Source organism: Mucilaginibacter sp. (assembly GCF_028288225.1).
Lineage (GTDB): Bacteria > Bacteroidota > Bacteroidia > Sphingobacteriales > Sphingobacteriaceae > Mucilaginibacter.
On sequence record NZ_JAQBOC010000008.1, the window covers coordinates 20,345 to 43,251 of the forward strand.

Consider the following 22,907-nt stretch of genomic DNA (forward strand, 5'->3'; position numbering starts at 1 on the left):
TTGACTACCTAATCTCTGATCACTCACTCCTTAGACTTTTCACCGGATTAGCCAAAGCCGCTTTTATTGATTGAAAGCTTATGGTAACACCGGCTATAATTAAAGAGCCTAAACAGGCATATACCAAGATCCAATAATTCATATCGATCCGGTATGGATAGTTTTGCAGCCATTTATTCATAGCATACCATGCCAGCGGCGATGCAATTACAATGGCAATAAATACCAGCTTTAAAAAATTCATCATTAAAATGGCGCTGATGTTTGCAATACTTGCGCCCAGCACTTTACGGACGCCAATTTCTTTTACCCTTTGCTCAATTGATAATGTTGCCAGTCCGAATAAGCCGAGGCAGGAGATGAAAATTGACATTATAGCCGAGATGGTGATAATTTGCTTCCATTTTTTTTCGCTGTCATACTGATCTGCCAGTGAATCAGTTAAAAAATTATAAACTATTGGATAATCGGGAATCAATTTTTTATACTCATGCTGAATAGCATTAATGGCTTTCACTTTTTGGGCAGGATCAATTTTCACTAAAGCTTCGCCATAGGTTGGTTTGGCAAGCTGCTCTATCACCAAAGGATTGATCTTTGAGTTCAGCGACGAACTGTGGAAATCATGTACAACGCCAATTACCGTATATTCCTGTTTTCCCTGTTTTATTTTTTTTCCTATCGGGTCATCGTTCCAGCCGGCAGCCTTTATAAATGATTGGTTAACCAAAACCTCCGTGGTATCGCCCGAAATGTTTTCAAAGGCATGCCCTCTGATTATGGGAATGTTTAATTGTTTTAAAAACTCATTGTCAACTTCAAAATAAGGCGTACTGGTTAGCTTTTTATCGCCAACTTCAAACATAGTAGCATATACGGAAGTAAAAGGAACGTTTTGTCCTGACACACTTTTTATAAAAGGATACTTTGAAAGGTTGTTTTTAAACAGATCAAAATTGCGTGGCAGTTGCACATCAACAATGTCTGCGGGTTTATAACCCAGGTCGGTATTGATCAGGAAGTTAAATTGCTTTAGCATAACAACAGTACCTATCACCAAAAAAACGGCTACAACAAACTGTATGACAACAAGGCTTTTGCCAAAGTAGTTATTGCCAGTCATTTTTAATTTGCCATAAAGCGTTTGTACCGGGCTAAATCCTGAAAGCACAATTGCCGGGTAAAAGCCCGATAAAAATGTATTAATAATCAGCAGCGCAGTAAGGATGCCTACAGTTTGCCAGTTTAAAAGATAAGAGACCTGGAGTTGTTTATCGGCTAATTCATTAAACTCAGGGAGACAGGTTATTAAAATAAATACCGCAATAATGGAGGCTATGAGGGTTAGTATAAATGACTCCCCCATAAATTGTACAATAAGTTGTTTGCGCGAACTGCCGTTTACCTTGCGGATGCCGATCTCTTTTCCCCGGCGTAACGAGCGTGACAAGGTTAAATTGATAAAATTAATACAAGCTATAAAAAGAATAAAGCCCGCTATTCCGCCTAATATGTATGAATAATCAACCTTGTTTGAAGGCGTTAACCCGTTGCCGGTTCCATACTCGCCCAGGTGAACATTATAATAAGGTTGAAGCTTAAAGGAAGAGCTTAGTTTGGCTCCAAATTTCTTTTTAAAGTCAGCCATTTCCTTACCTGCATAACTGTTAAAAACGGCATTCATTTTCCGCTCCACAACTTTGGGATTTACATTTGGGTTTAAATACACAAATGAATTAAGGAATGAGCTAAACCAATCCATTGCAATATATTGCTTAGGGAGCGACCGCTGGATAGACATCAGGAACTTAAACCTTACAGTTGAATTTTGCGGCGTGTTTTTTGCCACTCCAGTTACTGTAAAAGGGATAAATTTTCCATCCTGGTTTATCTGTAATACTTTACCAACAGCATTATCATTGCCAAAATATTTTTTTGCTATATCTTCTGTAATTACAATATTATCAGGGTTGTTTAGCACCAATGCAGGGTTGCCGGATAATAACGGGAGCGAAAAGATTTGAAATATGCTTTTATCGGCATACAAAATCGGTTCGCTTATAACATCACCGCCTTTTTTAATAAGGGAGCTCCCGCCACCGTTTATCCGGCAAAAATCCTTTATTTCGGGGATCTGCTCTTTAAAGGTTATACCTTCAACACCGCCGGTAAAGCCGTTCTTGTAATCAGTGCCATCCGGCCGCTGCCCATCCTGCACAATACGGTATATGGAAGCTCCGTTTTCATTAAACCGGTCAAAACTAACTTCGTCTTTAATATATAAAGCAATAAGCATTACGCAAGCAAGGCCAATGCTTAACCCAAATATGTTTATCAATGTATAGGTTTTGTTCCTAAACATATTTGTAAATGCGGTTTTAATGTAGTTCTTTATCATTTTGTTAGTTCATTTGTTCAACGGTTCATTAGTTCATTGGTGCCTTTCAATTCACGGTTGATGGTTCATATAGTTCATAGTCGAAGTTTTTTTAACTGCAAACTGCTACTGCCCACTACCTACTCACTTCTAAGGCTCTTCACCGGGTTTACCAGCGCCGCTTTTATGGCCTGGTATGATATAGTTATCATCGCTATAATTACCGACGCCGCTATGGATACGACGAAGATCCCCGCAGTAATATTTATATGGTAAGCATAGTTTTGCAGCCAGCTATGCATGGCATAGTAACCAACGGGTGCTGCAATAAAAAATGCGACAGTTATTAGTATGATAAATTCCTTTGAAAACAGGCCAACAATGCTCATTATTGGCGCGCCTAATACTTTCCGTATGCCCACTTCTTTTGTGCGTTGGGCAGCAGCAAAGGCTATTAGGCCATATAAGCCCAAACAACCTATAAGGATTGCTATGCCTGCAAACAGCTTAAATGCGGTGTAAACCTTTTGCTCCTGGGTATAAAAGCTTGCAATGTGCTCATCCAGAAACTCATACTGAAACAAATTGTCGGGAAATAACTTCGACCACGATTTACCAATGTTATCAATGGTCTTAGTCATTGCGGCCGGTTGTATCTTAACACATGCCGTGTAAAAGTATTGGGCCTGAAAAAGAAGTACGCAGGCGCGTATTTTTTTGTGTTTCGATTCTTCCTGGAAGTCGTGTACAACTCCCATAATGGTTGCGTCGCGCCCGTTTATCGTAAAGTGTGCGCCAATAGCTTTGCGCGGGTCCATTATGCCCAGTTTATGAACCAAAGTTTCGTTAACCACAAACTTTAGGACGGTGTCGGTTTTGGGCACTCTTCTTATTTTTTCACCGGCAAGCATATTCAGGCCAAACATGTCCGTGTAATTTTCGTCCACGAACATTACATTGGTTACATCATCTTTTGTCACGCCATATGCCGGCGCGGAAAAGCCGGCAGCACTGTTTGCGTAGGACGGCGCACCCGACGAAAAGCTGATTTGCTGTACCCCGGGATTATTTGCCAATTGTTGCCGTAATACTTCGCTTTTGCTTCCATCGGGAATTGCGATTGAAATAACAGCATCCTTGTTAAAACCAAGGTCCCGGTTTTCAAAATAATCCATTTGATTGGCTACTACCAATGTGCCAACTATCAGTATTTGTGATATTGCAAATTGCGACACTACCAAGCCTTTGCGTAGCGTAAACCCGCGTGCAAAGCCGCCGATGCTCCCGCTTTTAAGTGAACTTACCGGTTGAAACGCCGAAAGCACGAATGATGGATACAAGCCCGATAAAAGAATGATAACAACGGCTAGCGCTGCTATTACGCCAATTACCATTGGCTCCTGCAGTTGCCTTGCATCGATATTTATATTCAGCCATGTACCGGCTCCGGTTAAAAACAAAGCCGCTGCGCCAATACCGAGTATTAGTGCAACTAGCACCAGTACAGTGGTTTCGCCCATAAACTGGGTAATGAGTTGTGAGCGCATGGCACCCAGTACTTTGCGAACTCCAACCTCTTTGGAGCGTTTGATAGCCTGTGCCGTGGCCAGGTTGATGAAGTTTATGCAGGCAGTTATGATTATCAGCATGGCTACGCCGAACAAAGCGTAGTAAGTACTTTTCGATGTGGGCGTAATAACGTTATTTATATACCGCTGGTCAAAATGAATATCCTTAATGGGTTGCATTGGCAGCCTTACATCCTTCTCTATCGACCAGTTTTTACGAAGAAACGCCGGTATTTTACTTTGGATGTTTTTGATGGACGAATTTGGCGGCAATAAAATAAATGTAAAGAAACCGCCACCAATGTTCCAAAAGTTGTCCATATTGTTTTTAATCTGGCTTTTTATAGTTTCGAGGGACATAATCATTTGCAGGGGCAGGCTCCTGTTGCCCGGCAAATCTTGTATCACCCCGGTAACCTTTGCATTAAACTGATTTTCGATATTGATAACCCTGCCCATAGGATTTGCATTGCCGAAATATTTACGGGCGAGTGTCTCGGTTAACACGATAGCGTTTGGCTCATTCAAAGCTGTTTTAGAGTCACCGGCTATCCAGCTAAAATCAAACACACTGGTGAAATGCTCATCTGCAAAAGCAAAATCATTATCTCTGAAACGATTATTATCCACCTTAACCATCACCTCTTTGCGGTACATCACCTGCGTTACCTGCTCCAGCTCCGGGAAGTCGTTACGCATTTTTGGGGCGATAGCCAGCGATACGTTCGAATTAAAGTCGATTGCATTCAGCGTAACGCGGTAAGTGCGGTCGGCTTTTGCATAGTTATCGTAGTTCAGCTCGTTCCTTACAACTAAAAAAATAACAAGGCATGCGGCTATACCCAGTGTAAGGCCGAATACATTCAAAAAGGCATAACTTAAATTACGCCTGATACTCCTGAATGCTATGATCACATAACTCTTTATCATGGTTCATTAGTTTACTTGTTCATTGGTATTTTCTAACGGTACCGCCTACTCACTTTTGAGGCTATTAACGGGGTTACTTAACGCCGCTTTTATTGATTGAAAACTGATGGTAATAAAAGCTATTAATATCGCCCCGGCACCTGCCATTGCTAAAACATACCATTGGATACTGGTACGATAAGCAAAATCCTGCAGCCATTTTTGCATGGCCCACCAGGCCAGCGGCGTAGCTATTAAAATAGAGATGAGCACCAGCTTTATAAAGTCCATTGATAACATACTTACTATTGTTGATACGCTTGCACCCAGCACCTTGCGGATCCCGATCTCCTTATAACGTTGCTCTGCAGCATAAGCAGCAAGGCCAAATAAGCCCAAACAGGCAATAGCGATGGCAAGGGCGGTAAATGCTATAAAAATGGCGCCTATCCTCTGTTCGGAGCGGTAAGTTGCATCAAACTCCTGATCCATAAAAGAATAGGAAAATGCCTGGTTTGGCGAAAACGTTTTCCACTTATTTTCAACTTGCGTCATTAAGGTTGTAAGATCTGCTGAATGCATTCTTATGCTTATAGCGCCATTATCAGGCCCGTATGCCAAGACCGCTGGTTCTATTTTGTCCTTTAACGATTCGTAATTAAAATCCTTGATTACACCAACTATATGAAAGGCCTGCAAACCATAGCTGAAGCGGTACACGGTTTTATTTAAAGGATCTTTTTCTCCAAGTTTTTTCGCGAAGGCTTCATTAACAATGATGGCGGAAGAGTCGGTAGCCATAACTTTTGAGAAATTGCGACCGGCAACCAGCTTTATGCCCATAGTATTGATATAGTTCTCATCAACCGACCAAAATTCGGTGAGCAGATCTTCTTTTATGTCGATGACTTTGTGAGGAAAGAGACCTGTTTTTAACCTGTCTGATCCTGTTGGTGTGTATGCCGACATAGTGGCATTTACAACACCCGGCAATTGCTTGAGTTCCTGTGTTAAAATTTGAGCATTTTTACCAAGTGATGTGGTGTTTTTTATAACCAGTACCTGGCTCCGGTCGAACCCAAGACTTTTATTGTGGATATAATTAAGCTGATTATAAATTATCAATGTACCTATGATAAGAAAAATAGAAATGGAGAACTGAAAAACAACCACGAAACTCCGTAAAAAGCCGCCTTTAAAACCGGTTGATATTTTGCCTTTTAACACATCAATAGGCTGAAAAGCCGACAGGAAGAATGCCGGGTATGAGCCTGCAAGGAACCCGATTACCAGTACTATAATTATTAATGATGGAACTAGCCAGCTAAGCGAATGTATGGTAAAAGCCAGCTGCTTATCAGCCATTTGGTTGAACAATGGCAACAATGCAAATGCTAAAACTACGGCGATGATTGTAGAAACCAGCGTTACCAAAATTGACTCCGTTAAAAACTGGGCTATAAGGTATTTGCGGGCCGAACCAAGCACCTTGCGCACGCCAACCTCTTTTGCACGGTTTGATGACCTTGCTGTTGAGAGGTTCATGAAATTAACACAGGCTATCAGCAAAATAAAGATGGCTATAACCGAGAATATGTATACATATTCCATACTTCCATTTTTTGAAAGCGAATACTGGCTGTCATCTTTTAAATGAATATCAAGCAAGGGTTTCAAAATCATCCTGAAATGATTACCGTTGGTTGTCCATGCAGCAGCCGAGAAAGAGTGTTTTATTTCGATAGCTGCTATCTGGGTTTCAAGCTTTTTGATATCTGAACCAGGCTTAAGCAATACGTAATTATGGACACCGCTATACCCCCATCCCTGAACCCGGCTTTCGGGCAAGGTTGAGAATGATAAAAAGAAATCATAGTTAAAATGCGACTGGGAAGGAAGATCTTTTATTACGCCTGTTATTTTGTAAGTGCTGGTATCATTAAGGGTTAAGGTTTGGCCTACCACATTTACTTTGTTAAAATACTTTCTGGCAGTACTCTCTGTAATTACAGCCGAATGGGGATCGTTTAGGGCAGTGGATGGGCTGCCATCTATCATAGGCAGTGTGAAAATATCAAACAGACCTGGTTCAGTATAAACCACATTGGTTTCTTGGATATTCTGGACGCCTTTTTTAAAGTAATATTTCGAAGGTGAAATAAACAAGCCAGCGGCATCAACCATTCTTACAGATTTCTCAATTTCGGGAAAGGTGCCTTTTATTGCCGAAAGCAACGGCCCCTCAGAGGTTGCAAATAAACCGCCATGTCCATTTAATTGGGCATCCAGGGTTAACCTGTAAATCCTGTCGGCTTTGGTATTATACCTATCGTAGCTTAATTCATCAACTACATAAAACACAATAAGCAAACACGTTGCAAGGCCTATCGATAAACCTAAAACGTTTAAAATGGTAAATCCCTTGTTTTTTAAGAGAGAACGATATGCGGTTTTTAAATAGTTTCTTATCATGATATTTGGTCATTAGTCATTGTGTCATTCGCTGCGCTGTTATTGGTATTTTAAGGTTGTAAATTATGTCATTGGATCTTTTTAGCCTGATCATTCACCAATGCAAATGACCTAATGACTAATGCCTAATGACCAATCTTACTCGGAACGCAAACTCTTTACCGGGTTTGATAATGCAGCTTTTATTGATTGAAAACCTATTGTAATTAAAGCGATGAATATTGAAATGAAACCAGCCAATACTAAAACCCACCATTGTATGTTTACACGGTAGGCAAATTCCTGCAGCCATTTATTCATTAAAAACCAACCAACAGGTAATGAGATAAGAATAGCTATGAGTACCAGCTTTATAAAGTCAAATGATAGCATACCGGCAATAGCAGCAACGCTTGCACCTAATATTTTCCTGATCCCTATTTCTTTTGTACGTTGTTCTGCAGCGTAAGCGGCCAGTCCAAACAAACCCAGGCAGGCAATTATTATTGCCAATGCTGTAAATACAATGAATATAGTCCCTACACGTTGTTCAGCCCGGTATGAAGCATCAAAATCCTGATCCATGAAAGAGAAATTTATCTGTACATTAGGTGTAAGACTTTTCCATTTGTCTTTAATTTGCGATAGTAATACAGGAAGATTCTTTGTGTTTACACGAATACTTAAAGCTCCGGTATTGTGAGCCAGCACCAAAACCATTGGGCTTATAACATCCCTCAATGAACTAAAGTTAAAGTCCCTTACAACTCCTATAATATGATACTTCTTTGAATTGGATAGATCCTGCTTACCTCCGTTTGACCTGTATAAGGGTTTGTTTAAAGGGGATTTTAACCCAAGAAATTTCGCGGCTGATTCATTGAGAATAATACCTGATGAATCTGACAATATCTGGTCTGAAAAAGTACGGCCGGTTGCCATTTTCATGTCCAGTGTTTTGATATAGTCTTCGTCAACTTCCCATGTTTGCGGAAATAAGGCTTTCTTTTGATCAAATGCAGCGTCTTTAAAAAATATAGCCGTACTTTTCCAGTTTGATGTTGGAAGAAAGCCGGTCATAGTAGCGTTTGCTACTCCCGGTAATTGTTTTATTTCCTGTTTAAAAACATTAGCCTGGTTGCCCAGTTCAAAAGTATTCTGAACTATCAAAACCTGGTTACGGTTATACCCTAAATTTTTTGTTTGGATATAATTAAGCTGGTTATATATAACAAGCGTGCCCACTATAAGAAAAATAGATATCGAAAACTGCAGGATAACCAGAAAGCTCCGCAAGCCACTGCCTTTGAATCCTGTAGATAACTTCCCTTTTAATACATGGATGGGCTGAAATGCAGAAAGATAAAAAGCCGGGTATGAGCCCGCCAATGCGCCAACAACCAAAACAATAAGCAATAAAGCAGGAACAAGCCAAACCATGGTTTGGGAATTAACAATAATGTCCTTGCCGGATAGTTGGTTAAACGCAGGCAATAATGCTATTGCGGCAATTAAAGCTATTACCGTAGCTGCAAAAGCTACTAAAATGGATTCCGTAAGAAATTGTGCAATAAGGTGCTTTTTTAAAGATCCTAAAACTTTACGTACCCCAACTTCACGAGCCCTGTTTGCGGACCGGGCAGTTGAAAGGTTCATAAAATTAACGCACGCTATTAATAATATAAAAAGGGCTATCGCCGAAAAAATGTACACATATTGTGTAGTGCTGTTTGGCCCAAGTTCGCCTGTACGGTTTGATTTAAGGTGAATGTCAGTTAGCGGGGTTAAATTCAGCCTGAAAAAACTTCCGCCTTTTTCAAATGCAGCCATGCTCATCTTTAATTGCGCCTGCATTTGTTCCCCGCTGTATTTGTTTAAAAAAGCCGGTAGTGCAGCTTCAAGTTTTTTATGATCGCCTGCATTTTTAAAAAGAACATATGTATTATAATCACTTCTTAACCATTCAGTCGACCTGCTGTCAGGCAATGTTGACATCGATATAAAAAAGTCGAAATTAAAGTGTGACTGCCTGGGTAGATCACGGATCACGCCAGTTATTTTATAAAAAATATTATCATCAAATGTTAATATTTTACCTGCAACATTGGTGCTGTTAAAGTATTTTTTTGCAGTGGTTTCAGTTAATACCACGCTGTTTGGTTCTGTTAAGGCAGTAGCAGGGCTGCCATTTATCATAGGTAAGGTAAAAACACTGAATAGTGAAGGGTCGGCAAATACTGTTTTATTTTCAAGGATGTTCACTCCGCCTTTTTTAACATGCCTTGAGCCTCCGATTTTTAATCTTACAGCATTTTCGACATACGGAAAATCATTTTTTAAAGTTTGTGCCAATGGAGGCATACATACCGCATATAGAACATTGTTTTCACCAAGTTTCAGATCTTCATTTACACGGTATATTCTGCTTGCTTTGGTATTATAACGATCATAACTTAATTCATCAACCACGTAAAAAATAATAAGCAGGCAGCTTGCAAGCCCTAAAGACAGGCCCAGTATATTTAATACCGTAAAGCCCTTATTTTTTAAAAGGGTGCGGTAAGCTGTTTTAAAGTAATTTTTTATCATTTCATTTAATAATTAGTCATTGTAGTTCATGGTCATAGCCAAATTATCGAGCAACTAATCTCAGGTCTCTAACCTCTAATCACTCGGAACGCAAGCTCTTCACCGGGTTAACCAGCGCAGCTTTTATAGCCTGGAAACTCACCGTTAGTATGGTTATTAAAATAACAGCGGCACAGGCTATAATAAATATGCCAGGGCTTAGATCAACACGGTAAGCAAAGCCGTTCAGCCATTTGCTCATCAACCACCATGAAAGCGGGAACGCTATTACAACTGCTACAAAAACAAGCTTTAAAAAATCTTTGGTTAACATTATCATGATGCTGTTTACCGATGCGCCAATAACCTTGCGGATTCCTATTTCCTTCTGTCTTTTTTGCGCTGTAAATGCTACCAGGCCAAAAAGGCCAAGGCACGAGATCAGGATAGCCAAAGCCGAGAAATATTCTGACAGCAATGAAACCCTTACTTCGGTTTCATATTGCTTTTGGTATGCTTCATCTAAAAAATTATAAGAGAAAGGGAATCCCGGGTTAAACGATTCATACAGGCGCTGGATTTGCGCAATAGTTTCTTTTTGATGATCGCCTTTAAGCCTTATCATCATTTTATAGTAGGGGCTAACACCGCCCGCCAGCATGATAAATGAAGGCTTTACCAGTTCATGCAGCGATTCGAAATGAAAATCTTTTACTACACCAATAATTTGAAAATCGGTATTGCCATATTTTATATTTTTTCCTACCGGGTTTTTAAGGTGCATTATTCTTATAGCGGTTTCATTTAAGATGATCTTATTGCCGTCAGCTCCGAAGCCTTTGGAAAACGGTCTTCCGGCAGCCATGTGCATGCCAAGTGTCTCGATAAAATTAAATCCACCATAAAAGCCTTCAAAATAAATAGCCTGGTCGGCGGCTACATTCCCGTCCCAGCTTAAGCCGCCGGTGGCATAATTGCGCCCTACAATATTATGTTGGGTAAAGCTGGCATTTACAACGCCGGAGATATTCTTCAGTTCAGCGGCAAACCTGTCTTCATTCCCTGCAAGCTTACCTTCCGAGTCAATCCTTATTACATTATCTTTACTATATCCAAGTGAAGATGACTGAATATATTGGATCTGTTTGTAAACCACAAGCACAGCTACAATCAGCGTAACCGAAAGCGTAAACTGGAAAACAACAAGGCCTTTGCGGGCTACCAGCTCAGAGAAAGATGAGCTAAGCTTACCCTTTAAAATTGCCAAAGGATTAAGCTTAGAAAGATACAATGCAGGGTAACTTCCGGAAACAAGGCCGGTAAACAGCATGATCGCCGCAAGTGTGGCTATAAGAGTTGGATCAAATTTCAATTGAATATCTTTACCTGTAAGGTGATTGAATTGCGGCAACAACAGCCATGCAATGCCAACGGCCAGCACTGTAGTAAACAATGCCATTAGCAGCGACTCTGATAAAAATTGGATGATCAGCTGACTGCGCTCAGCGCCAACGACTTTTTTTATACCAATCTCTTTCATTCTGCCGGATGCCTTGGCAGTGGACAAGTTCATGAAATTGATACAGGCTATAATGAGTATAAATATTGCGACCAGCGAGAATAGCTTTACATACTCATCCTTTCCGCCTGTCCTCGATCCGTGGTTAAAAGTATTGTGCAGGTAATTGTCTGAAAACTTTGATACAAAAATGTGGCGGGTGGTATCGCCAGATGCCCTGGTAATCATGTTGGCAATTTTACTATTGAGGGCGTTAACATCTGTGCCTTTTTTTAACAAGACATAGTTATGCGGGCCTCCATTCGTCCAGGTTTTTACCCAGCTTTGGACATCGGCCAGGTAATCAAATGATAAAACAAAATCAAATTGCTGCGATGAGTGCAGCGGCACTTTTTCAAAAACCCCAGAAACGAAAAAATCCCGATCGTGCTGGAATTTTATAGTTTTGCCAATGGCATTTTGGGTTGAATTAAAGAGTTTTTTTGCAAGCTCGTCTGAAATGACGATTGAATTCTTAACTGCCAGCACATCATTCTTTTTCCCTTCTAATAATTTAAATGAGAAAACGTTAAAATAGTCTTTCCCTACATATTGGCCGGCGGCTTTTATATTTTTATCCGCCACTGTAAGGGTGAATTTTTGCCACCAGTCAGCGGGTGCAACCGGGGTAGCATATTCAACTTCAGGGTTCTGAAGCATCAGTGTTTCGCTTACAAGGCCTGATGACTCGTCTGACAAGCCTTCCACTTCCCCACCCTTCCGGTGTTCCATTACCTGGTACAGCTGGTTGTCGTTAACAAAGAATTTATCGTAGCTTAATTCATCGTGTACCCATAAGTAGATCAATAAAGTACAGGCAATACCTGCTGAGAGCCCTATTACGTTTAAAAAGGTAAACTGCTTGTCTTTTTTTAAGTTGCGAAATGCAATTTTCAGATAGTTTTTAAACATGATATAATGGCGTTAATTAATCACTTACAAATTGACTTCAGGCATACTTTATTACTTGTTTACGAATCATTAATCAATATAATTGATTAGTATTTAAGTGTTTACATTGTTTTTATGTTGAAAAAACAGGGTAACACTCAAGCTACCCCTCCGTTTCGGAGGGGATAGCAGAGGCACTTATTAACTTATATAAACTTTCTTTTTAGTAGTTCAACTGGTTCATTGGTTTTTGGAGTTTAATCGTTCTTATTCAGAACGATCAAACCATGAACCATGAACTATAGGCGATGAACTGCCTTATACCATAATGTTTTCCACTACGCTTTGCCCATCCAACAAACGGATAATACGATGGCTGTAACGGGCATCATGTTCTGAGTGGGTTACCATTATAATTGTTGTTCCCTGCTCGTTAAGGTCTGTCAATAATTCCATAACATCATTACCATTGCTTGAGTCAAGGTTACCTGTAGGCTCATCCGCAAGGATCAATTTTGGTTTGTTAACTACGGCACGGGCAATAGCAACACGTTGTTGCTGACCACCTGATAACTGCTGTGGATAGTGGTTACGGCGATGCATGATCTGCATTTTGTCAAGAACTTCTTCTACTCTTTTTACACGTTCTGCTGATGGAACACCTGTGTAGATTAATGGGAGCTCCACATTTTCAAATACAGTTAACTCATCAATTAAGTTAAAGCTTTGAAATACAAAACCAATGTTGTGCTTACGCAGATCAGCTCTTTTACGCTCAGTAAAATGGGCAACTTCAACTCCGTTAAAAACATAGCTGCCTTCATCAGGATCATCAAGCATCCCCAGGATGTTAAGCAAAGTTGATTTGCCACATCCTGACGGACCCATTATGGCAACAAATTCGCCGGTTTTAACTTCAATTGACAGCTTGTTTAAAGCGATGGTCTCTACCTCTTCGGTGCGGTAAAATTTTTCCAGATTTGTAATTTTTATCATTGGTGCCTCCTAAATCCTTTCCCGTTCATTTTGTTAAGGGCGGATTTTAATTTATAGTTTAAGTTAATTAATTGCCTTTATTTGATTATCTTAATGTTATCTCTATGTTTAAAGTTCTAACTCCTTTAGTAACTTTCCCGCTACTTCTTCAATACAAGTTCCTGTATATCACCATAGGTTTCATAACTTGATGTTATTACCTTATCGCCGGGTTGCAGTCCCGATGTTAACTCGAAATAATCAGGGCTTTGCCTGTTTATCTGGATTGGTACTTTATAAGCTCTTTTTCCATCTTCACTTACTTTAAAGATCCAGTTACCACCAGTTTGCTGAAAAAAGCCGCCCTTAGGTAGTAATAAAGCTGTTGTTTGATCACTCAAAGCCAAACGCACCTGTAAGGTTTGTCCTTTTCTTATACCTTTTGGCACTTCGCCAACAAAACCCATATCTACCTGGAATTGACCATCTTTACCAACTGATATAAATACCTTTTTAATTACCAGGTAATATGTTTTACCTGCAAACTCAAAATCGCCCTTCAGTCCAGTAAATACTCTTGATAAATAATGTTCCTCCACATTTACTCTTACCTTAAAACCTGATAAGACGTCAATTTGCCCCAAGTGTTCCCCTTTATTTTTACTTTGTCCTATTTCGGCATCAAAGGAGGTTAATTGGCCATCAAGCGGCGCCCTTAAAGTTAGGTCGCTTACTTTTTTACGCATCATTTGCAATGCTGCCTGCATTTGCGAAATCTGTTCTCTTGTTTGGCCATCCTGTTGTTTTACCATTGTGGTATCCTGTACCAAGATCTGTGTTGCTAATTTTTTACGGCTTAACTGGTACTGGTATTGATTTTGAGCGGTTTGAAATTCCTGCGAGCCAATTGCTTTTTTAGCGTACAGGTCTTTATCCACCTTGTATATTCTTTCAGCTTCTTTAAAGGCCACATCCACATCAGCCATATTATTCAATTTTGAAATTGTGGCCGACTGCATCTGGGTATGCGAGATCTGCATTTGGATCTGTTGGGCATATACATTGGTTTCCTGAGTAGCTAAATTAAGCTCAAGGTCTGTATTCGACATTCTTAAAATCGGCTCATCTTTTTTCAATATTGCGCCATCCTCAACATATTTCTCTTCAACACGCCCACCATCGGATGCATCCAAATAAATAGTAGAAAGCGGCATTACTACACCATTAACCGGGATAAACTCCTGGAACGGGCCTTTTTTAATTTCACTTATAGTTAGTCTTTCGGTATCAACATCAAGTTTACTTTTACCCGAGGTAAAATAAATGCTTCCGCCAATTAGTAAAACAATGCCCGTTATTCCGGCAATAGTTAGTATCCTTTTGGTATTCCAGGTCTTTTTTTCAATTACTCTATCCACTGTGTTTATTAGTTTATATTTTGTTATTAGTTACAAAAACACATGCCACAAATTAAGTGGCTGTTTTTCAGTATTTTAAAGCTAAAATACCAAATTGAAGCGTACGCTTCTGTTACATCATGTGTACGGTTATGATACAATGCTTTTGGGCAGTCATTAATCATTGGTCATTTGTCATTAGTCTGCCTGTTCATGTAGTTTATTGGTTTATTGAAGTATATGTAAAGTTATAATTTTCAAATAGCAATTTATTACCCATATTTATTGTCCAAACAGCTTTTAGCATAGAAATTGTTACTAACAAGTATTATAATAACTGACAGTATAAAATTATAACATTTACGGATAAATATAGTATTATTGGCAACAGTCGCTTGGAACAACTAATGACTATTGACCAATGACCAATGACTAACTAAAGAATGATACTAAAAAAAGCTAGAGTATTAATTGTTGATGATGATCCTGACGTACTTACGGCGGTTAAGCTTTTGCTTAAAACCGAGGCCCAGGAAATTATAACAGAAAAGAACCCCGAAAACCTTAACTGGCTGCTTCAGCGTAACGAGGTTGATCTTGTTTTGCTTGATATGAACTTTAACAGCGCTATTAATACCGGTAATGAAGGTTTATACTGGTTGCGCAAAATTAAAGAATGGAAGCCTGCGGTTTGCGTAATTATGATAACCGCCTATGGCGATATTGATCTGGCAGTACGTTCATTAAAAGAGGGTGCCAATGATTTTATTGTTAAGCCCTGGCATAATGAAAAGCTGATTGATACCATTAAAGATCTGCTTGATAAAAAGGAAGGGGTTAAAACTGTTAAGACATCTGCAAAAAACACGGCCGGCGATACATCTATACTTGGTGACTCGGATGTAATGCAGGACATTTTTTATAAAGTAAATAAAATAGCCCCTACTGATGCCAATATATTGCTTTTGGGCGAAAACGGAACAGGTAAGGACCTAATGGCTAAGGCTATTCATGAACGGTCATTACGGGCTGATAAGCCATTTATTAAAGTGGATGTTGGTGCATTGACAGATACTTTGTTTGAAAGTGAACTTTTTGGGCATAAAAAGGGCGCATATACTGATGCCCGCGAGGATCGTACCGGCAGGTTTGAAGATGCACAGGGCGGCACCTTGTTTTTGGACGAAATTGGAAATATTTCACTACAGCAGCAGGCCAAGTTGTTAACCGTATTACAAAACCGGCAGGTTACAAGGCTGGGCACCAACAAAGCCGTTGATATTGATATTCGGTTAATTTGCGCCACTAACCTGCCATTGTCTGAGCTGGCAAATGAAAACCGTTTCCGCAAGGATTTGATCTATCGTATAAATACTGTTGAAATTAACATGCCGCCTTTACGCAGGCGTAATGAAGATATTGTAATATTAGCCCGTCACTTTGCAAAATTGTATGCCAGCAAATATTTAAAACCATCGGTTGATTTTGATGCTGCCGCCGTTCAAAAATTAAAGTCATATAACTATCCGGGCAATGTGCGTGAATTGCAGTACACTATTGAGCGCGCTGTGATAATGGCAGATGATCATATACTCCGGCCTGACGATCTTATATTTTCCATACTTGAAACGCCTGGTGAAGTTGTTGTAGATGATGACAATGTGCCATTAAGCACACTTGAAAAAAATGCCATTTTGCGTGTTATTGAGAAACACAATGGCAATATTACACGGGCAGCAAAAGAATTGGGTTTAACCCGTACCGCATTATACCGCAGATTGAGCAAATATGATATTTAACCGTTACGAATGGCGGCTGGTGCTGCGTGTAATATTAATGTTTATTACCCTTACCGTATCATCGGTACTTGTAATACAAGGCCCCATGCTGTTTTTGGTGATAACTGTACCACTTTGTGCATACCATATTCTCGACCTTATCCGCTTCCAGAAAAAAGCGCAGGATGAAGTGAGCCAGTTTGTTGAATCTATCCATTACCGCGATTTTTCACGCCATTTTGATGTACGAAAAGCGCCAAATGAGCTTAAACCGCTCCGTAAAGGTTTTAATGATATTAACACGACCTTTAAGCTAATCAGCCGTGAAAGGGAAACGCAATATCATTACCTGCAAAAAATTCTGGAACTGGTTGATACCGGCATTATGTCGTACGAACAGGAAAGCGGCGAAACAGGGTGGATAAATGAGGCCTTTAAAAAATTGATAGGTGTCCCCTATCTCAAAACCGTCCATTCACTGGAAAAACGCGAGGAGGTTTTATACCACGAGATAATTAAGCTTAAACCAGGCGACAGTAAAATACTAACCATTACCCGCAATCAGCAACTGGTTAAAATATTAGTTACTGCCAGCGTAATGCGGAGTGAAGAGAAAATTTATAAGCTGATTGCGTTCCAAAACGTTAGCGAAGCCCTTGACGAAACAGAATCAAAGGCATGGCAAAAGCTTTTGAATGTAATGACGCACGAGATCATGAATTCTGTAGCGCCAATATCTTCACTGGCCGACACTCTTAAAAATCGTTTGCAAAGTCCGGAAATTGCTAACAGCCCTGTAAGCAGCCAACTGGAAGACCTGGAACTAGGGATTGATACCATTAAGCGGCGCAGCGAAGGACTGCTTAAATTTACAGAGAGTTATCGCAGCCTTAATAAAATCACCAAGCTTGATCTTACTAAAATATTGGTACGTAACCTATTCGAATCACTTAACAGGCTGATGCGACCAACATTGGAGAAGAAGCATATTGACATGGAAATAATTTTGCGCGATCCGGCCCTTGCTATTGAAGCTGACCTTAACCTGATTGAGCAGGTGCTTATAAACCTTTTGGTAAATGCCATTGAGGCGGTGAAAGACAGGGAACATCCGCTATTAACCCTTTCAGCCGAGGTTTTAAATAATGGTAAAACGCTGGTAAAAGTTACAGATAACGGTTTAGGCATGCCTACCGAATTGCTTGATAAAATATTCATCCCATTTTTTAGTACCCGTAAAACAGGCAGCGGCATTGGATTAAGCTTATGTAAGCAAATTATGCTCTTGCATAAAGGAAATATCCAGGTACAATCAACAGATGGCTTAGGGTCATCATTTATACTGCAGTTTAGTCCGGCGAGCGTGTAATGTGATAAGATCCGGGCTGGCTTTACGTCAATTATCACCATATTTCATAAAAGCAGACCTGGTTGTAAATTTAAGAAGTAGTGTTGTATTTATAATTTATAAAGGATGCAATTACCTAAAAAAAAGAGCATTTTTGCTATTTCAGGCAGCTTGCGGTCAGGTTCATCAAACCATTCTATTCTTAACTTTTTAAAGAAGCTGGCTCCATCTGATATAGCTTTTACTATGATAGCTTAGCCCTTATTCCACCTTTCGACCCGGGGAATGATCACGATCGGGTGGCTGAACCTGTTTTTGAATTACGCAGCTTTATAAAAGATGCTGATGCAATCATCATTTGTACACCCGAATATGCCTATGGTGTACCCGGGCAGCTTAAAAATGCTTTGGACTGGACAGTATCAAGCGGATCCTTTTCAGGTAAACCAACCGCTTTAATTACGGCATCAACGGGCGGAGAAAATGCTCATCCGGCCTTAATAAAACTATTGGGCGCTATAGATGTAAATTTGTCGGAAAGCACCACATTGCTTATATCTTTCATCCGCTCAAAAATGGATCCTGCGGGAAATATCATTGATGCCGAAACAGAAAGAAAGTTAAAAGATCTTTTTGATACTTTGTTACGGAGGATTGAGTTAACATAAGGAATTGAAATTAAACATTATTCAATAATAGGCTTCAATTTCAGTTTTCCTTCAAATTTCAATCTTATTTTTATAGATAAGTACGCTAATTGGCGAAATTTTATGTTTGAGATACATAATTAAAATATTAATCCTAAAAAAATGAAATTTATTCCCAGGATATTAGCAGGATGTCTTTTGTTTGTTTTATGTAGCAGTGCAAACAAAATTCCATTAAAAAACACACAGGCCTTTGTTAATAATTATGAAAATGTATTGGGCACCTCTCTCCAGATAAAGGTTTTTACTTCGTCTGCAACTGATGCTGCAACAGCTGAAACCAGGGCTATAAATGAAATAGACAGGTTGGATAAAATATTAAGCGGATATAATCAACAAAGTGAATTTAGTAAATGGATGAAGGCCCCAGCTAAGCCAATTGTTGTTTCACCGGAATTATTTGCGGTATTAAACCTGTTTGATGAATGGCGTACACGCACTAACGGAGCGTTAGATGCATCAGTCGAAGTAATTGGAAAGTTATGGAAAGCTTCTGCCCGCCGCAACCAAATTCCAACAAAAGCAGAGATAGAACAAGCGGTAACGTTAGTAAAACAAACGCATTACAAACTTGATGCTATTAACCATACTGCTGAAAGATTGGATAATGCACCCTTGATGCTCAATTCATTTGCAAAAAGTTTTATAATCAATAAAGCTTGCGATGCAGCCCTGTCATCTGGAAATATAGACGCTATTGTATTAAACATTGGCGGTGATATTGTGATAAAAGGAGATCACAAAGAGCAGATACAAATTAGCGACCCAAAAGCTGATGCTGAAAATGATGCACCAATATCAACAGTGACGCTTGATGATAAAACAATTGCCACAAGCGGTAACTATAGGCGTGGAGAATTGATAAATGGTAAATGGTACTCACATATCGTTGATCCGCGTACAGGTATGCCAGCTGATAATGTGATCAGTTCTACAGTAGTTGCCTTCAATGCCACTGATGCGGGTGCACTTGCTACTGCTTTTAGTGTGCTTACTCCGCAGGAAAGTGCCAGGCTTGCGTCAACTATTCCCGGTGCTGAATATCTTATAATTACAAATAACGGACAGCGCATAGAAAGCAACGGGTGGAAGGGCATTGAAGTTCCTGTTGCAAGATCTATAACTGTAAACTCCGAGATGCAGCAAAAAGGTAATACCTGGGATCCTAATAATGAATTGCTTATTAACCTTGAGCTTGCCCAAATAGAAGGCTTTAGGATTCACAGGCCTTATGTTGCTGTTTGGGTAGTTGATAAATTCAAAAAGCCTGTGCGCAATATTGCAATATGGTATAATAAGCCCCGTTATCTGGATGATATGCATGCCTGGTACAATACATATTACCAAACTTTTATGGATGCTAATAACAATATAAGCTCAACGTCAAGCGCTACCCGTTCACCCGGGAAATACACATTAAAATGGGATGGAAAGGATGATAATGGCAAACTTGTAAGTCGTGGAACTTATACTATCTATATTGAAGCTGCGCGTGAACACGGCACTTACCAACTGATGGAACAGAAAATGGACTTTTCAGATACTTTCAAACAAATCATGCTAAAAGGCAATACCGAAATCGCATCAGCCTCATTAGATTATAGAAAAAAACCAAAAGATGCCCAATAATAAGATCTCAGGTAATGGGTTACCAGGTAAGGCAAATACGGAAAAACACCCTAAATCGATATTGAAAAAGCGAACGGTTTCGCTATCCCGATGGCTGCATATTTACCTTTCAATGGTAAGTTTTATAATCGTGCTGTTTTTTGCTATAACGGGCTTTACCCTTAACCATGCTGATTGGTTTGGGAATAAACCCTTAATAAAAAAACATTCCGGAAAAATGAACTTAAAATGGGTTAAAACCAAAGATACGTCTGCCATCGACAAATTGAATATTGTTGAATTTTTACGCAAAACTAATGGGATAACAGGGAAAGTTAGCGACTTTAGAATTGATGATGGAGATGTTTCTGTTTCGTTTAACGGCCCCGGTTATGCAGCTGACACTTATATTGATCGTAATACTGGCGAATATAAAATTACCGAAACACGTTTTGGACTGGTAGCCATACTAAATGACTTACACAAAGGTCGTGATGCAGGAAAAAGTTGGGGTATTGTGATAGATATTACCGCCATATTAATGACCATGATATCCCTCACAGGCATTATTATGCTGTGCTTTATGAAGAAAAAGCGATTTAAAGGCTTATTGTTATTTCTTCTTGGTTTAGCAATACTTTATACGGTGTATCATTTTTTAGTGAGTTAAAAGCCAAAAACGAATAATATATTTTTTGAAAGATTTTATCTCTGCCAATTTGACAAATTACATTCTTTGGAACAGGCATTGATGTGTGGTGATGACACTAAAACATTAATTTTCATAACCAGATAAATTATGCAAGAAAAAGGCACAATTTCGATCCATACCGAAAATATTTTCCCGATAATTAAGAAGTTCCTATACTCAGATACTGAGATATTTTTGCGGGAATTGGTATCAAATGCTATCGATGCTACTCAAAAAATAAAACGCTTAAGTTCATTAGGGCAATATAACGGTGAGCTTGGCGATTTACGCGTTGAGGTTTCTTTTGATGAAAAGGCAAAAACCATTACCATTTCTGATAACGGCTTGGGCATGACCGCCGAAGAGATAAAAAAATACATTAACCAGATAGCTTTCTCCGGAGCTACCGAGTTTGTAGAGAAGTTTAAGGAAGCAAAAGATGCCAACGAGATCATCGGTCGTTTTGGCCTGGGCTTTTACTCTGCTTTTATGGTAGCTGATAAAGTTGAAATTGAAACATTATCATACCAGGAAGGCGCTGAACCTGCACATTGGATCTGCGATGGCAGTACTGAATTTGAGATAAGCGAGGGTAGCCTGGCTGAAAGAGGTACCGAAATAACCCTGCACATCAATAAAGACTCGGAAGAGTTTTTAAGCAAGCACCGCTTACAGGAGATCCTTGACAAATATTGCAAGTTTTTACCTGTGCCTATCAAATTTGGCACAAATACACAGCAAGAAGAAGATGGTGTTGACGAAGAAGGCAAGCCAAAATATAAATCAGTAGAAACTGATAATATTATTAATGATACTAACCCAATTTGGACTAAAACCCCTGCTGAGCTAAAAGATGAGGATTACCTTAATTTTTACAAGCAGCTTTATCCGTTTTCGGAAGACCCATTGTTCTGGATCCATTTAAATGTTGATTATCCGTTTAATTTAACCGGTGTACTTTACTTCCCTAAACTTAAAAATGATTTTGAGATCCAGAAAAACAAGATCAAACTGTTCTCGCGCCAGGTATTTATTACTGACGAGGTAAAAGACATTGTACCTGAGTTTTTAATGCTGCTGCATGGAGTTATTGATTCGCCGGACATTCCTTTGAATGTTTCCCGCAGCTTTTTACAGGCTGATAGCAGTGTTAAAAAGATAAACAGCTATATCACTAAAAAGGTAGCTGATAAATTGGCAGAACTATTTAAAACCGACCGTAAAGCCTTTGAAGAAAAGTGGACAGATATTGGCCTCTTTGTAAAATATGGTATGGTTAGCGAAGAGAAATTTTATGATAAGGCAAAAGACTTTGTTCTGCTAAGCAATACTAAAAAGGAAAACTTTACTTTAAACGAGTATAAAGATAAAGTTGAACCTGAGCAAACAGATAAAGACGGTCAGCTGGTTTACATTTACACCAATGATCCGGCTAAACAGGATGCGTTCATACAGTCGGCCAATAAAAAGGGTTATGATATTTTGCTGATGAACTCGCCTATCGATAATCACTTTATCGGGCATTTAGAGCAAAAACTGGAGAAAACATCATTTAAACGCGTGGATGCTGATGTTGCAGATAAATTGATCAAAAAAGAAGATGCTTTGGATCATGTGCTTACTGCAGAAGAGGCTACAAAAGTTAAGGAGATCTTTGATAAAGCGATAAATAAGCCTGCCTACAAAGTTGAGCTGGAAAGCTTAAATCCGGATGAGTTGCCAGTAACCGTAACGATGGATGAGTTTATGCGCCGGATGAAAGAAATGGCTGCTATGGGCGGCGGCATGGGATTTTATGGCAGCATGCCTGATAATTACAAAGTAATAATTAACGGTAACCATAAATTAGTAAGCCGGATACTGCAGGAAGAAAACGAAGAAGTACAAACAGCACTTTCAAAACAAGCGTTTGACCTTGCTCTTTTATCTCAGGGATTACTGACCGGTGCCGAACTTACTGAATTTGTTAACCGCAGTGTTAACCTGATATAATTTCTACTCAATAAAATAGTAAAGCTGCTCTGAATGAGCGGCTTTTTTATTTTATATAAACTTTTTATGTCGTATCTTAGACTAAGATA

At 39.4% G+C, this 22,907-nt stretch carries 14 protein-coding genes; 7 read left to right on the forward strand and 7 right to left on the reverse strand.

Going from position 1 to position 22,907, the window contains the following annotated elements:
• Positions 1-19: 19 nt before the first annotated feature.
• The 7 genes from JWQ54_RS02495 to JWQ54_RS02525 all read right to left on the reverse strand — a co-directional run bounded on the left by JWQ54_RS02495 (position 20) and on the right by JWQ54_RS02525 (position 14,715).
• Positions 20-2,398 carry an ABC transporter permease gene (locus tag JWQ54_RS02495; protein WP_299579687.1) on the reverse strand — a complete coding sequence of 793 codons (2,379 nt, stop codon included), beginning with the start codon at positions 2,396-2,398 and terminating at the stop codon, positions 20-22.
• A gap of 119 nt (positions 2,399-2,517) precedes the next feature.
• Positions 2,518-4,875: an ABC transporter permease gene (locus tag JWQ54_RS02500; RefSeq protein WP_299579690.1), complete on the reverse strand. Its 2,358-nt coding sequence runs from the start codon at positions 4,873-4,875 to the stop codon at positions 2,518-2,520.
• A 45-nt stretch (positions 4,876-4,920) separates the two neighbouring features.
• The gene (locus tag JWQ54_RS02505; RefSeq protein WP_299579693.1) at positions 4,921-7,326 is read right to left on the reverse strand and encodes an ABC transporter permease; all 2,406 of its coding nucleotides are present in this window, start codon (positions 7,324-7,326) and stop codon (positions 4,921-4,923) included.
• Between the two features lie 138 nt (positions 7,327-7,464).
• Positions 7,465-9,894: an ABC transporter permease gene (locus JWQ54_RS02510; RefSeq protein ID WP_299579696.1), complete on the reverse strand. Its 2,430-nt coding sequence runs from the start codon at positions 9,892-9,894 to the stop codon at positions 7,465-7,467.
• Positions 9,895-9,973: 79 nt separating this feature from the next.
• Positions 9,974-12,343, reverse strand: coding sequence for an ABC transporter permease (locus JWQ54_RS02515; RefSeq protein WP_299579699.1), 2,370 nt, complete (start codon positions 12,341-12,343; stop codon positions 9,974-9,976).
• 297 nt (positions 12,344-12,640) lie between these two features.
• Complete coding sequence (locus tag JWQ54_RS02520; RefSeq protein WP_299579702.1) at positions 12,641-13,318, reverse strand: ABC transporter ATP-binding protein; 678 nt, start codon at positions 13,316-13,318, stop codon at positions 12,641-12,643.
• Between the two features lie 140 nt (positions 13,319-13,458).
• The gene (locus JWQ54_RS02525) at positions 13,459-14,715 is read right to left on the reverse strand and encodes an HlyD family efflux transporter periplasmic adaptor subunit (RefSeq protein WP_299579705.1); all 1,257 of its coding nucleotides are present in this window, start codon (positions 14,713-14,715) and stop codon (positions 13,459-13,461) included.
• Between the two features lie 422 nt (positions 14,716-15,137).
• Between JWQ54_RS02525 and JWQ54_RS02530 the strand changes: the two genes are divergently transcribed.
• From JWQ54_RS02530 to htpG, 7 genes are all read left to right on the forward strand, one after another.
• Positions 15,138-16,493 carry a sigma-54 dependent transcriptional regulator gene (locus JWQ54_RS02530; protein ID WP_299579708.1) on the forward strand — a complete coding sequence of 452 codons (1,356 nt, stop codon included), beginning with the start codon at positions 15,138-15,140 and terminating at the stop codon, positions 16,491-16,493.
• Positions 16,483-17,841, forward strand: coding sequence for an ATP-binding protein (locus JWQ54_RS02535; RefSeq protein ID WP_299579711.1), 1,359 nt, complete (start codon positions 16,483-16,485; stop codon positions 17,839-17,841). Before JWQ54_RS02530 ends, JWQ54_RS02535 begins: the two co-directional genes overlap by 11 nt.
• Positions 17,842-17,946: 105 nt before the next feature.
• On the forward strand, positions 17,947-18,078 hold the full coding sequence (locus JWQ54_RS02540; protein ID WP_299579713.1) for a hypothetical protein: 132 nt from the start codon (positions 17,947-17,949) through the stop codon (positions 18,076-18,078).
• A 41-nt stretch (positions 18,079-18,119) separates the two neighbouring features.
• The gene (locus JWQ54_RS02545; RefSeq protein ID WP_299579716.1) at positions 18,120-18,488 is read left to right on the forward strand and encodes an NADPH-dependent FMN reductase; all 369 of its coding nucleotides are present in this window, start codon (positions 18,120-18,122) and stop codon (positions 18,486-18,488) included.
• Between the two features lie 141 nt (positions 18,489-18,629).
• Positions 18,630-20,156, forward strand: a complete 1,527-nt coding sequence (locus JWQ54_RS02550; RefSeq protein ID WP_299579719.1) for a DUF2271 domain-containing protein — start codon at positions 18,630-18,632, stop codon at positions 20,154-20,156.
• Positions 20,146-20,805: a PepSY-associated TM helix domain-containing protein gene (locus JWQ54_RS02555; RefSeq protein ID WP_299579722.1), complete on the forward strand. Its 660-nt coding sequence runs from the start codon at positions 20,146-20,148 to the stop codon at positions 20,803-20,805. Before JWQ54_RS02550 ends, JWQ54_RS02555 begins: the two co-directional genes overlap by 11 nt.
• Positions 20,806-20,934: 129 nt before the next feature.
• A complete protein-coding gene (gene htpG / locus JWQ54_RS02560) occupies positions 20,935-22,818 on the forward strand; it encodes a molecular chaperone HtpG (protein ID WP_299579725.1) in 1,884 nt (627 codons plus the stop codon).
• Positions 22,819-22,907: the final 89 nt, after the last annotated feature.

Coding starts and splice junctions, on each gene's coding strand:
- JWQ54_RS02510 (WP_299579696.1), bottom strand. CDS start 9,894: ATGATAAAAAATTACTTTAAAACAGCTTACCGCACCCTTTTAAAAAAT.
- JWQ54_RS02530 (WP_299579708.1), top strand. CDS start 15,138: ATGATACTAAAAAAAGCTAGAGTATTAATTGTTGATGATGATCCTGAC.
- JWQ54_RS02535 (WP_299579711.1), top strand. CDS start 16,483: ATGATATTTAACCGTTACGAATGGCGGCTGGTGCTGCGTGTAATATTA.
- JWQ54_RS02520 (WP_299579702.1), bottom strand. CDS start 13,318: ATGATAAAAATTACAAATCTGGAAAAATTTTACCGCACCGAAGAGGTA.
- htpG (WP_299579725.1), top strand. CDS start 20,935: ATGCAAGAAAAAGGCACAATTTCGATCCATACCGAAAATATTTTCCCG.
- JWQ54_RS02555 (WP_299579722.1), top strand. CDS start 20,146: ATGCCCAATAATAAGATCTCAGGTAATGGGTTACCAGGTAAGGCAAAT.
- JWQ54_RS02540 (WP_299579713.1), top strand. CDS start 17,947: ATGCAATTACCTAAAAAAAAGAGCATTTTTGCTATTTCAGGCAGCTTG.
- JWQ54_RS02505 (WP_299579693.1), bottom strand. CDS start 7,326: ATGATAAGAAACTATTTAAAAACCGCATATCGTTCTCTCTTAAAAAAC.
- JWQ54_RS02515 (WP_299579699.1), bottom strand. CDS start 12,343: ATGTTTAAAAACTATCTGAAAATTGCATTTCGCAACTTAAAAAAAGAC.
- JWQ54_RS02500 (WP_299579690.1), bottom strand. CDS start 4,875: ATGATAAAGAGTTATGTGATCATAGCATTCAGGAGTATCAGGCGTAAT.
- JWQ54_RS02495 (WP_299579687.1), bottom strand. CDS start 2,398: ATGATAAAGAACTACATTAAAACCGCATTTACAAATATGTTTAGGAAC.
- JWQ54_RS02550 (WP_299579719.1), top strand. CDS start 18,630: ATGAAATTTATTCCCAGGATATTAGCAGGATGTCTTTTGTTTGTTTTA.